At 66.0% G+C, this 14,590-nt stretch carries 12 protein-coding genes; 8 read left to right on the top strand and 4 right to left on the bottom strand.

Features of this window, described 5'->3' with window-relative positions; genetic code table 11:
• Positions 1-86: 86 nt before the first annotated feature.
• Entirely contained in the window at positions 87-2,486 is a 2,400-nt protein-coding gene (locus BJA_RS29680; RefSeq protein ID WP_011088605.1) for a bifunctional diguanylate cyclase/phosphodiesterase, read from the top strand.
• 5 nt (positions 2,487-2,491) lie between these two features.
• Here BJA_RS29680 and BJA_RS29675 read toward each other — a convergent pair whose 3' ends face one another.
• Positions 2,492-2,926, bottom strand: a complete 435-nt coding sequence (locus BJA_RS29675) for a hypothetical protein (protein WP_011088604.1) — start codon at positions 2,924-2,926, stop codon at positions 2,492-2,494.
• A 91-nt stretch (positions 2,927-3,017) separates the two neighbouring features.
• Here BJA_RS29675 and BJA_RS29670 point away from each other — a divergent pair, with 91 nt between their 5' ends.
• A complete protein-coding gene (locus BJA_RS29670) occupies positions 3,018-3,605 on the top strand; it encodes a hypothetical protein (protein ID WP_011088603.1) in 588 nt (195 codons plus the stop codon).
• A gap of 62 nt (positions 3,606-3,667) precedes the next feature.
• Complete coding sequence (locus tag BJA_RS29665; protein ID WP_063921500.1) at positions 3,668-4,267, top strand: YdcF family protein; 600 nt, start codon at positions 3,668-3,670, stop codon at positions 4,265-4,267.
• 71 nt (positions 4,268-4,338) lie between these two features.
• On the opposite strand, the gene BJA_RS29660 is transcribed toward BJA_RS29665, so the two are convergent.
• Positions 4,339-5,682, bottom strand: coding sequence for a PLP-dependent aminotransferase family protein (locus BJA_RS29660; protein WP_038967748.1), 1,344 nt, complete (start codon positions 5,680-5,682; stop codon positions 4,339-4,341).
• Positions 5,683-5,865: 183 nt separating this feature from the next.
• Between BJA_RS29660 and BJA_RS29655 the strand changes: the two genes are divergently transcribed.
• Complete coding sequence (locus BJA_RS29655) at positions 5,866-6,102, top strand: DUF1127 domain-containing protein (protein ID WP_028173269.1); 237 nt, start codon at positions 5,866-5,868, stop codon at positions 6,100-6,102.
• Positions 6,103-6,840: 738 nt separating this feature from the next.
• Here BJA_RS29655 and BJA_RS29650 read toward each other — a convergent pair.
• Both BJA_RS29650 and BJA_RS29645 read right to left on the bottom strand, forming a co-directional pair.
• Positions 6,841-7,266 carry a universal stress protein gene (locus BJA_RS29650; protein ID WP_011088599.1) on the bottom strand — a complete coding sequence of 142 codons (426 nt, stop codon included), beginning with the start codon at positions 7,264-7,266 and terminating at the stop codon, positions 6,841-6,843.
• Positions 7,267-7,331: 65 nt separating this feature from the next.
• Positions 7,332-7,868 (bottom strand): SixA phosphatase family protein, encoded by a 537-nt coding sequence (locus BJA_RS29645; RefSeq protein ID WP_038967749.1) that lies wholly within the window; start codon positions 7,866-7,868, stop codon positions 7,332-7,334.
• 195 nt (positions 7,869-8,063) lie between these two features.
• Here BJA_RS29645 and BJA_RS29640 point away from each other — a divergent pair, with 195 nt between their 5' ends.
• The 4 genes from BJA_RS29640 (at position 8,064) to flgK (ending at position 14,570) form a co-directional block, all read left to right on the top strand.
• On the top strand, positions 8,064-9,521 hold the full coding sequence (locus BJA_RS29640; RefSeq protein WP_011088597.1) for an NAD(P)/FAD-dependent oxidoreductase: 1,458 nt from the start codon (positions 8,064-8,066) through the stop codon (positions 9,519-9,521).
• A gap of 83 nt (positions 9,522-9,604) precedes the next feature.
• The gene (msrB, locus tag BJA_RS29635; protein ID WP_038967753.1) at positions 9,605-10,117 is read left to right on the top strand and encodes a peptide-methionine (R)-S-oxide reductase MsrB; all 513 of its coding nucleotides are present in this window, start codon (positions 9,605-9,607) and stop codon (positions 10,115-10,117) included.
• 270 nt (positions 10,118-10,387) lie between these two features.
• Complete coding sequence (locus tag BJA_RS29630) at positions 10,388-12,652, top strand: flagellar hook-basal body complex protein (RefSeq protein WP_011088595.1); 2,265 nt, start codon at positions 10,388-10,390, stop codon at positions 12,650-12,652.
• 34 nt (positions 12,653-12,686) lie between these two features.
• Positions 12,687-14,570, top strand: coding sequence for a flagellar hook-associated protein FlgK (flgK, locus tag BJA_RS29625; protein WP_011088594.1), 1,884 nt, complete (start codon positions 12,687-12,689; stop codon positions 14,568-14,570).
• Positions 14,571-14,590 lie beyond the last annotated feature (20 nt).

The raw sequence follows: 14,590 nt of genomic DNA, 5'->3' as shown, positions 1-14,590 counted from the left end.
CGTTCACCATCGCCGAACCCAGCACATAGCCGGTTACCGACTGTCCATCTCTGCCCGCTCTAGTGCGGGTCGGATAGGGGCCGGCAATGTATCAAGTTCTTTACTGTCTCACGGACCAGCATGACTGGCGCCTCGTCGCACTCGGCGGCGCAGTGTGCCTGCTCGCGAGCGCGGCGGCGATCAGCCTGTTCCAGCGCGCGCGTGCGGCAAGCGGCGGTGCTCGCGTATCGTGGATCGCGCTGGACGCCGTCGTCGCAGGCTGCGGCATCTGGGCAACCCATTTCATCGCGATGCAGGCCTACGGGCCGGGCGCCGGCGGCGCCTACAACATCCCCGTGACCGTTCTGTCGCTGATCTTCGCGATTGCGGTCACCTTCGTCGGGCTGAGCATCTCGGTGTCAGCGACGCGGACGATTCCGGTCGCGCTCGGTGGCGCCGTCGTTGGCGGCGGCGTTGCCGCAATGCATTACACCGGCATGATGGCGCTCGAGATTCCCGCGCGCATCGGCTGGGCGACCGACACCGTGGCGGTCTCGATCGTTCTCGGTATCGTCTTTGGATCGCTTGCGCTGGTCGTCGCGGGGCGGCGCGACGGCGTGGCGAATGCGCTCGGTGCGACGGTGCTGCTGACCGTCGCCATCGTCTCGCATCATTTCACCGCCATGGGCGCCGTGGAGCTGACGCCGGATCCTTCGATCGTCATCAGTGGCCTGTCGATCCCGCCGGCCTCCTTGTCGGTCCTTACCGCCAGCGCGGCCGTCGCGATCATCGCGATCGCGCTCGCAGCGGCTGTGCTCGACCGCCGCGCCAAGGGCGAATTGGGACGCCAGCAGGTCGTGCTCGATACCGCGCTCGAGAACATGTCGCAGGGGCTGTGCATGTTCGACGCGGACGGCAAGATCATGCTGTTCAACGAGCGCTACGCGGCGATGCTTCGTCGCACCGATATCGCGCTGACCGGCCGCCTCTTGGTCGACGTGCTGCGGGAAGAGCAGGCCAAGGGCCAGTGGCAGGGCGATGCGGATGAATTCTTCGCGCGCCTCGTGATCGACGCGCGCGAGGGCCGCACCACCAGCCAGGTCGTCAACCGGCTCGGCCGCTCCATCCGGGTCGTCAACCAGCCGATGCAGGGCGGCGGCTGGGTCGCGACCTTCGAGGACATCACCGAATGGCTGGAGGCGCAGGCGAAGATCTCGCACATGGCGCGTCATGACGCGCTGACCGGTCTGCCGAACCGCGTGCTGTTCCACGAGCAGCTTGAGCAGGGACTGCGCCGGACGGGTTCGGGCGACCAGCTCGCGGTGCTCTGCCTCGATCTCGATCACTTCAAGGACATCAACGACTCGCTTGGCCATCCCATCGGCGACGCGCTGCTCAAGGAGGTTGGCCGCAGGCTGAAGGCCACCGTCGGCGAGAGCGACACGGTGGCGCGGCTTGGCGGCGACGAATTCGCAGTGGTCCAGATCGGACGGTCGGAGGAAGCCGCAGCGAGGTGCCTTGCCGGCCGCCTCGTCGAGGTGATCTCGGCGCCTTACGAGATCGACGACCATCAGATCGTCATCGGTGTCTCGATCGGCATCTCGCTGTCGCCGCAGGACGGCAGCAATGCGGACGAGCTTCTGAAGAACGCCGACCTTGCGCTGTACCGCGCAAAGGCGGACGGCCGCGGCACCTACCGCTTCTTCGAGACCGGCATGGATGCGCGCGCACAGGCGCGCCGTCTGTTGGAGATGGATCTCCGCGCAGCGCTGCAACGCGACGAGTTCCAGCCGTACTATCAGCCGATCCGCGACGTCGCCAGTGGTCGCGTCGTCGTCTTCGAGGCGTTGCTGCGCTGGAACCATCCGCAGCGCGGCCTGATCGCCCCCATCAACTTCATTCCGCTGGCCGAGGAGACCGGACTCATCGTCCAGCTCGGCGAATTCGTGCTGCGTTCCGCCTGCACCGACGCGGCCACCTGGCCCGACGATGTCGATGTCGCGGTCAACCTGTCGCCGGTGCAGTTCAGGAATCCGAACCTGATCGCATCCGTGACCGCGGCGCTGACCGTCTCGGGACTGCCGGCGCGCCGGCTCGAGCTCGAGATCACCGAATCCGTGCTGCTTCAGAACAGCGAGGCGACGCTGACCACCCTGCACGAGCTGCGCGCCATGGGGGTGCGGATCTCGCTCGACGATTTCGGCACCGGCTATTCGTCGCTGAGCTATTTGCGCAGCTTCCCGTTCGACAAGATCAAGATCGACCGCTCCTTCGTGTCGGAGCTCGCGACGCGGGAGGATTCCATGGCGATCATCCGCGCCGTGACCGGGCTCGGCCGCAGCCTCGGCATCGTGACCACCGCGGAAGGTGTCGAGAACGACGCGCAGCTCGAGCTGCTCAGGCGCGAGGGCTGCACCCAGGCGCAGGGCTATCTGTTCAGCAAGCCGCGGCCTGCCTCGGATGTGGCGTTGATGCTGGAGCGCCCGCGGCTGCGCGCCTCGGCCTAGAAAGGCTAGCCGCGGCGCAGCGCGAAATGCGCGCCGCAGAATGCCATCACGGCGCCAAGGCACAGCGCGGCGAGCCCGGCAAGCACGCCCGAGACCGTCGGGATCGGGCTCGGGGCCGAGGCCACCTGGCCGGCGCCCGCAAGCAGGAGCACGCCGACCGCGATCAGGAATTGCCGCATCCGTTGCGGGATCTGGCCGTGGGCGGCGCTCTGCATCAATGTCGCCGTGAAATACCCGCCGGAAAAGCCGACCGTGGCGATCAGCCACCAGGCGATCGCAGCGCCCGCCGGAATGAACTCATGCGTGTCGGAGCGCCAGAGGCCGCCGAGGTCGAGCCCGTAGCGCGCGCCCAGCATGTGCACCGCGAGCGCGAGCAGCACGCCGCAGATCACGGCAGCCCCGAGAATCAGGCGGCGCGGAAAAAAGGTCGTCTCAGCCATGCCCCGCTTGTAGGATGGGCGAGGGCGACCGCGCAAGCGGGTCGCAGACCGGATTGCGCGGTCGGGATTGCAGACGGGATCGATTGTCGAGATGCGGGTTTCGGACGCGCAGGGCGCCCCAGGCGCGAGCTATGCCTACAAGGCGTCGCTGATCGGTTCGGCGCATCGTTTCGAGCTGACCGACGCGGGGCTGTCCTGGCACATCGGCGGCCGTTCCGGCCTGTGGCGCTACGACGAGATCAGCGCAATCCGGTTGTCGTTCCGCCCGGTGTCGATGCAGCAGCATCGCTTTCGCGCCGATGTCAGCCGCAGCGGTGGCGGCCGCATCGCGATCCTGTCGACGAGCTGGCAGACTGCGGCGCTGATGGCGCCGCAGGACAATGGCTTTCGCGACTTCATCGTCGAGCTCCATGCGCGGATGGCGAAAGCAGGCAGCCGCGCGGTGCTGACGGCAGGCCTCGGCCGCAACACCTATGCCGCGGTGCTGGCGTTCATGGCGGTGCTGACGGTGGCGATGACTGGGCTCCTGATCCGCGCGCTCATGATCGACGCCTTCGCCGGCGCGTTGTTCATCCTCGGCTTTGCCGCGCTGTTCGCCTGGCAGGTCGGCGGCTTCGTGCGGCGCAACCAGCCGCAGAGCTACAGCTTCGATCGCGTGCCGAAGGCCTTGTTGCCTTAGCTGCAATCGGCCGCAATCAAACGTGACTTCGCGCCCCGGTGCCGGTGTCGCATCGTGCTGCCATGTCAGCGATGGATTGCAGCACGCGCCGGCCTGCGGCGGATGAGATCGCCAGGATCAACCGCACGCATCTGATCGACACGCCGCTCCGGCCGGCCGACCTCTTGTTCATGTTCGGCACCCGCGAGGACACCGCACTCCGCGCCGACACCGCCGCAAGGCTGTGGCGCGAGGGCTTGTTCCGCTGGTCGATTGTCAGCGGCGGCGTGACGCCGGGCTCGGAGCAATCCGAGTGCACCATCATCAAGGCGGCGATGGTCGCGGCGGGCATTCCGGCGGACCGGATCCTCGAGGAACATGGCGCGACGAATACCGGCGAGAACGTGATCGTCTCGCTGCCGGTCATCGACGCGGCGCTTGGGCTGCAAAATATCCGCAGCGTGATCTGCCTCGGCAACACCTGGACCGCGCGTCGCTACCCGATGACGCTGCACCGGCACTGGCCCGAGGTCGAGAAGATGCTGCTCACCGTCGACAGCTTTGCGACGCCGCGCGCGCTCTGGCACACCGATGTCGAATTTCGCCGTCGCGTCCTGCATGAATGGGACAAGATCGAGCCGTACAAGGCGAGGGGCTTTATCGCGGAATGGCCGGAGGGCTGACGGGCAAGATTCTAGTTTTGACGCGTTTTCTTTACGCGAACCGGTATCCACTTCGCTCGAAAACGCTCAGGTTACTCCGTCGAGTCAAAGTCCTCTTCCTTGGTGCCGAGCAGCGAGACGAGCGTGCGCAGGCCTGAATCTAGCTGCTCGAACGTGGGCGGGGCGAGCGCGAGACGCACCGCATTCGGCGCGTGACCATGCGCGATTGCAAAAGTCGAGGACGGCGTCAGCGCGATGCCGCGCCTGGCGGCTGCGGCAACGAAGGTCTGCGAACGCCAGTGCGACGGCAGCGTGAGCCAGAGATGATAGGAGCGCGGGTCGGCGGCGAACTGGTAGCCGGCCAGCAGCCTGGCCGCGGTCTGCTGGCGGCGCGCGGCGTCGATGCGCTTCAGGCGCGTCAGCTCGGCGACGGTGCCGTCGGCCATCAGCCGCTGCCCCGATGCGAGCGCATGGCCGGAGGCGATCCAGCCGCCGGTGCGAACCGCGCTCATCACGCTCTCGCGCAGACGCGGCGGGGTGACGAGGATGCCGAGCGCAAGGCCCGGTGCGACCTTCTTCGACAGGCTGTCGATCACGATGCAGCGGTCCGGCCCGAGTGCGGCCAGCGGCGTGTCGTCGGCGAGGAAGCCGTAGACGGCGTCCTCGATGATGGTCAGATCGAGCTTCTCGGCGACGCGCATGATGTCGGCGCGCCGCGTCGCGTTCATGGTGACGCCGAGCGGGTTCTGGATGATGGGCTGGAGATAGAGCGCCGACAGGTGTGCCTCGCGATGCGCCTTCTGGATGGCGTCGGGCCGCGCGCCATGCTCGTCCATCGAAATCGGGACCAGCGTCACACCTAACCGCGCCGCAATGCTCTTGACGTAAGGGTAGGTGAGCGCCTCGACGCCGCAGCGGCCGCCGGTGGGGACGAGCGCCGTGAGCGCGGCCGCGAGCGACTGCTTGCCGTTGGCGGTGAAGATGATCTGCTCGGCCTGCGGCGCAAAGTCCTTGCGCCCGAGATAGGCGGCCGCCGCATTGCGCGCGCTCTTGGTGCCGGTGCTGGTCGAGACGCGCAGCGCGGATTCCAGCGCGTCGACGCGCTCGAGCCCCGCAAGGCTCTTGGCGATCATGGCCCATTGCTGCGGCAATAACGGATAATTGACCTCGAAGTCGATCCGCGCGTCGCGCGGCTCGCTCAGCGCCTCGACTTCGCGCCTGATGTCGCCGGAGATGAAGGTGCCGCGGCCGACTTCGCCGACCACGAGGCCGCGGCGGAGCAATTCCGTATAAACCCGGCTCGCGGTCGAGACCGCAATGCCACGGTCATAGGCAAAATTGCGCTGTGGAGGCAGCCGGTCGCCGGGCCTTAACGTGCCATTAGAGATATCCGAGGCAATGGCATCGGCAAGCTTCACATACTCGAACTTGGACATTATTGCACCGAGAGCAATGTTTTCCTTGCTCCGAGCAATGTACTGGAGCATTTAAGTTCCATCAAGGTCCGCGTTGAGCCGAGGAGAGCGAGAGCAATCCTATGGCAAATGAGGTGCAGGCGCTCCAGCGTCTGCGCCAACGGCGCCCGCTTCGCCGCGTGGACAATAGGCCGGAGAAGAAAAATGACCACGATCTCGCAAGCTGCCGGGCGGAGTTTACGCCCATCCTCGTCGAGCGGATTTTTCCGCGCTCTCGCCAGCGCCATCCATGCGCTGTTCGACCGCCTGGAGCGTCGCTCCGCCGTCAAGACGCTGAGCGAACTCGACGACCACGCCCTGCGCGACATCGGGATCACGCGCAGCCAGATCGAGGACGCGGTCTACGGGCAGTTCAAAGCCGAGATGACGCGGTATCTGTAACGTGTTTTGACGTGCGCCGTGCCCGGTAGATCTGGGCGCGGTGACCTCGCAATGACGGAGTGCGGGCACGGGCATCGCTCTTTCAACTCATATCTCACTCGCAGACACACTTTCGCATCCTCGCGGCCTGTTTCGCCCGAGCTTTGCTTCGTCGCGTCACGCCCAATGAAAGAGGGCGCAGGGAAGGCCGGGAGCCGGCTGGCTCCCATCGACCGCCATGCGAGATGCAGATTGCGCTACGATGCACAGCGGGGAAACAGGGCAACCGAGACATCCCGGCCTTCCCTGCGCAGTGGTTGGAACGGCTTATGTCGTGCTCTCCCCGGGGAGCGATGCACTATTGCCCCCGTCGCCTTGCGGATGGCTGACGCGCGCGGTCCGGTCGGGCCGCACACATCACCGCAGAACTTGGCGCACAGACCCCGGGCGCCAGGACGACACGATTTGGCCGTACGCCGATCACACCGGTCGTGCGCGCGATGGTTTCGCTCACGGTTGCCCGCCCTGCGAAACCCTTCGCGCCGATGCAACTAGCGTCCACCGCCGCCCGGCCCGCGTTCGTGACGATCGCGATACGCCCCTCTTCCTTGGGCCGGAGTGAGGCGACACATACGCCGTTTCCGAATTTCGGTAAAGTGGAATATTTTGGGCGGCGGGAATTGACCTGCCGTTTGGGTGTTTTGCCCGACGGGCAACGCAAGGGCTTGAAGCCCGGAACAACAGGCTACGGAGCAGCCCTCAGTGCCTGACCACCAGCACCGAGCACTTCGCATAGCGCACCACGTGCCCGGCATTGGAGCCGAGGAAATAGGTGCGCATCGCCGGCCTATGCGAGGTCATCACGATCAGATCGGCCTTCATGTGCACGGCTTCCTCCAGAATCTCGTGGTAGATGCCGCCCTGGCGGACCACGCTGGAGATGTGGGAGGCCTCGATGCCGGACTCGCGCGCGACGATGGCGAGCGCTTCCTCCGAGGTCTGGCGCTGCTGTTCGTCGAAATCGGCCGGCACGTATTCGGCCAGCATCACCGGCGTCATCGGCAGCACGTTGAGCAGGCGCACCGTGCCGCTCCAGGTCTGCGACAGCGTTGCCGCGGTCGCGATCGCCGGCTTGGCGAGATCGGTGTCGGCGAGGTCGATGGGCACGAGGATGGACTTGAACATCTGCGCCTCCAAATCTTCCAGTCAGCTCTCGATCAGCTGCATCAACCGGTCGAGACCCGCGGGTCTCATCCCGATCGAAGCAGCTTGGGGCTGACGAACAGCACCAGCTTGCCGCGGCGGTAGGCCACGTCCCCCCAATCCTTGACGTCAAAGTCGAAGATCGCAAGCCCCGCGGTGGGCAGGTTGTGGGTGAGCGCCTTGGCGCCGGCCGGATCGCCGCCGCCCATCAGCATCAAGGCGATCTCATGCATGCCGGGATTGTGGCCGACCAGCAGCAGCCGCTTCGGGTTGCCCGGGTTGGTTGCAGTGCGAATGGATTCCAGGATCTGCGCGGGATCGGCGCCGTAGAGTTCCGGCAGGACCTCGACCTCAGGCGCGGGGACGCGGCCTTTCATCGTCGCCCAGGCGATGTCCCAGGTCTGCCGGGCGCGGACGGCATGCGACACCAGCACGGTATCGGGGAAGGGGGGATGGGAGGCGATCCAGTCGCCGATCTCGGCGGCATCCCTGTGGCCGCGGTCGTCGAGCCGGCGATCCTGGTCACGGCCGCTCGGCGCGTCGGTCTCGGTCTTGGCGTGACGCAGCAGCATCAAACGGCGCATGGCACTCTCGAATCGTTGCACGTCCAGAATAATCTACAGGCGCCGGTTGAGGACAAGGTGACAAGCGCCCGATCGGTCCTTTAAAGCGCAATGAGATTTGGACAAACCCTCATCGCGCTTTAAATTTTTGTTCTGAGCATGATCTTTTCGGAAAACCGCTGCACACTTTTCCGGATCATGCTCTAAGAAAACGATATGAGCGAGACTTTCACAAGCGTGTCCCAGGAAGAAGCCGGCTTTCGCGAGCGCGCGCGGCTGTCGTTCGATCTCGACGCCGATATCTGCGTGATCGGGGCAGGGCTTGCCGGGCTCTCCATTGCACTGGAGGCGGCCCGGCTCGGGGCCAGTGTCGCGGTGCTCGAGGGGCGCCATATCGGCTGGAACGCCTCCGGCAACCAGCTCGGCACCGTGATGCCGGGCTTTGCGCTGCCGCTCACCGACCTGATCGAGCGCATCGGCTTCGAGGACGCGCGCGAATTGTGGACGCTGTCGAAGGAGGGCGCCGAGTTCGTCCGCGCCAACGCCACCGAAGAGAACATGCCGGGGATCGCCCCGAGCGACGGCGTGCTCGAGGTCTCCAACGTCGACACCGGCGACAGGTTGATCAGCCGGTTGCAGATGCTGCACGAGGATTTCGACACCGAGGTCGAGGGCTGGCAGGTCGATCGCGTCCGCGACGTGCTCAAGACCGATCGCTACTTCCACGGCGTGTACTATCCCAAGGCGTTTCAAGTCGACGGCCGCAAATACGTGCACGGTCTTGCGGCGCTGGCGCGGCGGGCCGGCGCCCGCATCTTCGAGGATACGCCGGTGGTCAGCATCGACCATTCCGGCATCCGCAAGCGGATCGTCACGCCGTCGGCGCGGCTGCGCGCGACGCACATCGTGCTCGCCGGCAACATCCATCTCGGCGCGCCCTTGAGGCGCCTGTCGGAGACGCTGCTGCCGGTCTGGCGCTATGCCGGCATCACCGCGCCACTCGGCGAGCGCGTGCACGAGATCATCGCCTTCAAGGGATCGGTGATGGATTCCGACGGCGTCGATCATTTCCGTATCGTCGACGGCGACCGGCTGATGTGGGAGAGCCCGGAGACCACCTGGGCCGCACGGCCGCAGCGCTTTGCAGGCGGCGTCAGGCGGCGGATCCGGTCGATCTTCCCCCAGTTCGGCAATGTCGAGATCGCCGATATGTTCGGCGGCGCGACCGGCCAGACCGTGCACGGCATGCCGCAGATCGGCCAGTTGCGCAAAGGTCTGTGGGTGGCGAGCGGGTTCGGCCGCCAGGGCATGAACACCTCGGCCATGGCCGGGCAGATGATCGCGCGCAGCATCCTGTGGGGCGACGAGCGCTGGCGGCTGTTTTCGCCGTTCGAGCTGGTCTGGGCGGGAGGTGCGACCGGACGGGTCGCGGGTCAATTGGTCGGGATCTGGGGCAGGGCGAGCTCCGCCGCCGCAGGCACGCTCGCCCGCTACCGCGAGCGGGCGCGGGTCAAGGACAGGGAACGCGAGGCGCGGCTGGCCGAAGCCAACCGGGCCGCCGGCACCGGTCCGCGCCGTCCGCCGCCGGGTGTACGGCCGCGGCCGGCCCCGCCGCCGAAACCTGCGACTGAAGCCTTGGAACCGGCCTCGCACGACGACAGCGTCTCGCAATAAGTTGAGAAAAATCGCGCCTGGACGTGTAACGTCGGCCGTTAGAACCCGTATCTCAGGGCGTGGACTCGCGCACGGAGAATGAGATGTTTGACCGCCGCATCCTGCTAACGACTGTCGCCGGCCTGTTCGGCCTCTCCGCCTTCCGCTGGCTGAGAGGGACACCTGCCGAGGCCGGCGAGAAGGCCGCGGAAACGTTCGAGATCACGAAGACTGAGGCCGAATGGCGTGCCCAGCTCACGCCGCAGCAATACGAGATTTTGCGCAATCACGGCACCGAGCGGCCCGGCTCGAGCCCGCTGCTCAAGGAGCACCGCAAGGGCGTTTTCGCCTGCGCCGGCTGCGACCTGCCGCTGTTTGCGTCCGACACCAAGTTCGAGAGCGGCACCGGTTGGCCGAGCTTCTATCAGCCGATCGAGGGCAATGTCGGCAAGACCGAGGACCGCACCTACGGCATGCTCCGCACCGAGGTGCATTGCCGGCGCTGCGGCGGCCATCTCGGCCACGTCTTCGACGACGGTCCGAAGCCCACTGGATTGCGCTACTGCATCGACGGTTTCGGGCTGGTTTTCCACCCGGCCGCCGCGTCCGCTACGTAGGTCTCGCTGGAGTCATTCCGGAGCGATGCGTGAGCATCGAATCCGGAATCTCGAGATTCCGGGATCGGTCCTGCGGACCGCCCCGGAATGACCCGATGCCCCGGCAATTGTTGCCGGCCCGGCAATTGTGCCCCGGTCATTCGACCGGGGTCCATTCATTTAAGTCATTGATTTCATGGAAATACCCGCCTTGGCATAGCCCTTGCGACTGTCGCTCCCGACTGCGGCCCTGGTCGACCGGCCGCCGAGATCGGATTTGGAGACAAAGTTATGGGTATCTTCGATGCAATGAACACCTCGGTGGGTGGTCTGCAGGCGCAGTCCTACGCGCTTCAGAACATTTCCGGCAACATCGCGAACTCATCCACCACCGGTTACAAGGGCATCGGGACCAGCTTCGTCGATCTCATCCCGGACGCCTCGGTGCCGAGCAAGCAGGTCGCGGGCGGTGTGACGGCCAACGCGAAAGCGACCATCACCACCCAGGGCACGATCTCGTCCTCCTCCGTCGCGACCAACATGGCGATCACCGGCGACGGCTTCTTCTCGATCCAGAAGGCGACTAGCGTCGTCGACAACTTGCCGCAGTTCGGCGGCGTCACCTACTACACCCGCCGCGGCGACTTCCAGCTCAATTCCAACGGCAATCTGGTCAACGGCGCCGGCTACTACCTGATGGGCGTCACGGTCGACCCGAAGACCGGCAACCCTCAGGGCAACGTGGCGACGGTCCTGAAATTCCAGAACAACTTCATTCCGGCGCAGGCGACCACTTCGATCCAGTACGCGGCGAACCTGCCGACCCAGCCGAACACGGCTGCGAGCTCGACCGCAGCCAGCAAGACGCTGCTGGCGGCTGGCGGCCTGAACCCGTCGGACTTCCAGGCCAACCCGCTGCCGGTGGGCACGCCGCCCGCGCCCTATACCAGCGCGACGGTGTCCGGTGCAGCCGCCACCGGCAACATCCGCTCGGCCTATTCGTCGACGACGGGGACGGGCACGGTTCCGCTCCAGAACAACTCGTCCGCGGTGGCTTCGACTTCCACGTCCCTTGACAACACCGTGGGCACGCATCTCGCCTCCAGCATTCTCACCGCGCTGAGCGGCCAGGTCCTGACGATCAACGGCAGCAACACGATCACCTTCAACGGTGGTACCACCGTCTCGACGGTCGGCAACAACACCACGATCGGTCTCGGCGCAGGCACGACGGCCACGGTGGCCAGCATCCTGAACGCGATCCAGACCGCCGGCGGCGCCGGCGTTACGGCCTCGCTCTCCGCCAGCGGCAACATCCAGATCTCGACCGGCACCGGCACCGACGTGTCGATCGGCAGCGGCACGGCAGCCACGGCGCTCGGCATCAGCAGCGTGACACGCGGCGGCAACGTGCTGTCCTCGCCCGCGCTCACCGGCGCCACGGTGCTGAGCGGCAGCGCGACCGCCGGCGGCGCCGAGGTGCTCTCGTCCGGCTTTTCGGCAGGCCCGCCCGCCGACACCATCACCGTCAACGGCCAGACGCTGACTTTCATGGCCTCGGGTGCCTCCGGTCCGAACCAGATCAACATCACCGACAACATCACGACCCTGCTCGGCAAGATCGACGCGCTCTCCGGCGCCTCGGGGTCTTCGATCAGCCCCGGCGGCGTGATCACGCTGAACACCGGCACCGTTTCCAACCTGTCGGTGTCCAGCTCCAACAGTGCGGCTTTCGCCGCGCTCGGCTTCACCTCGACCATCACCAAGAACCGCGACGGTGGCGGCACCGCCGGCACCGGCGGCGTGATCGGCAACGACATCGCGACCTTCACCAAGGAATCGATCAGCGGCGGTGCGGTCACCGCCTACAACGCCGCGGGCACGCCGGTGAACCTGCAATTGCGCTGGGCCAAGACCGACAGCGCGTCGCTGGGCACGGGCCATTCCGATACCTGGAACCTGTTCTACCAGACCGATCCGAATGCGACCGGCACGACGGTCGGCTGGGTCAACACCGGCCAGGCCTTCACCTTCGCCGCCGATGGCTCGCTGACCTCGCCGAGCGGTTCGGGCATCACCATCAACAATGTCAGCGTCGGCGGACAGGCGCTCGGCTCGGTCGCCTTCAACATCTCCTCGGGCGGGCTGACGCAATATGCCAGCACCAGCGGCGCGGTGACCATCAACACCATCACCCAGAACGGCTACGCCGCGGGCCAGCTCCGCTCGGTTGCCGTCAACAACAACGGCCTCGTGGTCGGAACCTTCTCCAACGGCCAGAACCTTGACCTCGCACAGGTATCGCTGTCGCACTTCAACGGCACCAATTACCTGAAGGCGCTCGACGGCGGCGCCTATGCCGCGACCGAACAGTCAGGACCGGCGATCGACGGCGCATCGGGCACCATCAGCGGCTCGTCGCTGGAAGGCTCCAACACGGACATCGCCGACGAATTCACCAAGCTGATCGTGACCCAGCAGGCCTATTCGGCCAACACCAAGGTGATCACGACCGCGAATTCGATGGTGCAGGACCTCCTGAACGTATTGCGCTGATCGGCGCGTGACGTAACCAAAGGCGGCCAGTGATATGGGTTTGAGTTCAGCCCTCGCCAGTGCGATGAGCGGTCTGCGTGCCAACCAGGCCGCGCTCTCGATCGTCTCCTCGAACGTCGCCAACTCGCAGACGCCAGGTTACGTCGTCCAGACGCCGAACCAGATCGAGGTCACCACCGGCGACTTCGGCTCGACGGCGATGACGACCGGCGTCAGCCGGGAGCTCGACAGCTACGTGCTGAACCAGCTGCGCACCGAGACCGGCGGCAGCGGTTACGCCGACCAGATGGCCAACATCCTGAAGCAGCTTCAGAGTGTCTATGGCACGCCCGGCAACAGCGGCACGCTCGAAACCGCGCTGAACAAGTTCACCACCGCGCTGCAGGCGCTGTCGACCAGCGCGGGTGCGTCGTCGGCGCAGACCGTTGCGCTGGGCGCGGCGCAGGCGCTGGCGCAGCAGCTCAACGTCACCACCAAGGGCATTCAGTCGCTGCGCTCCAACGTCGAGCAGGATCTGGGCACCTCGGCGCAGCAGGCCAACGCGTCGATGCAGCAGATCGCCGACATCAACACCAAGCTCCAGGGCCTGTCGGCAAACGACCCATCGGCTGCGACGCTGATGGACCAGCGCGACCAGGCCATCAACACGCTGTCGAAATATGTCGACGTCCGCGTCACCACCGACGGCTCGAACCAGGCCAACATCTACACCACGACAGGCATCCAGCTCGTCGGCGCCGGGCTCGCCTCGCAATTTACTTTTGCGTCTGCCGGTGCGCTGTCGGCGACCTCGCTCTACGACATGGATCCGGCCAAGTCCGGTGTCGGCGCGTTGAACATCAGGCTTCCGAACGGCTCGCAGGTCGACGTCGTCGCCAACAACGTGGTTTCCTCGGGCCAGATCGCGGCCGACCTCAAGCTGCGCGACCAGACGCTGGTGCAGGCGCAGAACCAGATCGACCAGCTCGCCGCCACGATGTCGAGCGCGCTGTCCGACAAGACCACGGCCGGCAGCACCGTCTCCGGCCCGCCGGCCGGGTTCGACATGGACCTTGCCGGGGCGGCGCCGGGCAACACGGTCAACATCACCTACACGGACACGACGACCAACACGCAGCGCCAGGTCACGCTCGTCAACGTGACCGACCCGGCGGCGCTGCCGCTTCAGAATGCGACCAACGCCAATCCGATGCGGATCGGCGTCAACTTCTCCGGCGGCATGGGCGCGATCGCCTCGGCGCTCAACACCGCGCTGTCGGGCTCGCACCTGTCGTTCTCCGCCGCCCCGTCGCCGGCAACCGCCACGACGCTGCGGGTGACCGACGACAACACCGGCCTCGCCAAGGTCAACTCGTCCTCGATCAGCAAGACGATCTCGTCGTTGACCTCGGGCAACCCGCAACTGGCGGTTTTCACCGACGGCGGACAGGCGCTCTACACCGGCGCGATCACCGCATCGGGCTCGCAGATGACCGGCCTTGCCGGGCGCATCGCGGTGAACACGCAGCTGGTCAGCGATCCCACGCGGCTGTCGGTCTACAACACCTCGCCGGTGACGCCCGCGGGCGACACCACGCGTTCGGACTATCTTTATTCGCAGCTCACCAACGCGGTGTTCTCCTATTCGCCGACGACCGGCCTCGGCTCGGCCAACCAGCCCTTCACCGGCAGCGTTTCGAACTACCTCCAGCAGTTCCTGAGCATCCAGGGCAACGCCGCGACCCAGGCGACCCAGCTCCAGCAGGGCCAGAGCGTCGTGGTCTCGACGCTGCAGGCGAAATTCAACTCGACCTCCAGCGTCAACCTGGACTCGGAGATGTCGAACCTGATCCAGCTCCAGAATGCCTATGCCGCTAACGCTCACGTGATGTCGGTGGTGCAGAGCATGATGAACACGTTGATCCAGGCTCAAGTGTAACAAGTAACAGGGCTCTGAAA

The organism is Bradyrhizobium diazoefficiens USDA 110 (assembly GCF_000011365.1).
Taxonomy (GTDB): Bacteria; Pseudomonadota; Alphaproteobacteria; order Rhizobiales; family Xanthobacteraceae; genus Bradyrhizobium; species Bradyrhizobium diazoefficiens.
This window is presented reverse-complemented; position numbering and strand designations above follow the sequence as displayed.